The 534-nt window shown below is 61.6% G+C and carries 1 protein-coding gene; it reads right to left on the bottom strand.

The annotated features are described in order from the left end of the window. On the bottom strand, window positions 1–534 hold a 534-nt coding region (locus HBN61_RS22405; RefSeq protein WP_170047938.1), incomplete at both ends, for a glycosyltransferase family 2 protein.

The raw sequence follows: 534 nt of genomic DNA, 5'->3' as shown, positions 1-534 counted from the left end.
CCCCAGAAGGTCTGGCGATAGGCGCCTTGCATCCGCGAGTTGGTCAGGCTGGCGTGAATCATGTGCGGCAACACGTACAGCAAGATCATCAACGCCGGGGCATAGATGATGTAGGCGTGCAGCAACAGAAACGCCAGCGGCGCGGTCAGGAACACCAGCCGTGGCAGCCCCAACAAAAAGTGCATCATGGCGTTGGCATAGCAGATGCGCTGGAACAGGCTTAAGCCCTTGCCCAGCAGCGGGTTGTCGGTGCGGAAGATCTGCACCATGCCACGCGCCCAGCGAATGCGCTGGCCGATATGCGCCGACAGGCTTTCTGTGGCCAGACCGGCCGCTTGCGGGATGCGCAAGTAGGCCGAGTTCCAGCCCCTGCGGTGCAGGCGCAGCGCCGTGTGGGCGTCTTCGGTCACGGTTTCGACGGCAAAACCGCCGATTTCTTCGAGCGCCGAACGCCGCAAAATCGCACAGGAGCCGCAGAAGAACGCTGCGTTCCACATGTCGTTGCCGTCCTGAATCAACCCGTAAAACAACTCC

It is taken from the genome of Pseudomonas sp. WS 5071, assembly GCF_012985765.1.
GTDB classification, from domain to species: Bacteria; Pseudomonadota; Gammaproteobacteria; order Pseudomonadales; family Pseudomonadaceae; genus Aquipseudomonas; species Aquipseudomonas lundensis_A.
This window is presented reverse-complemented; position numbering and strand designations above follow the sequence as displayed.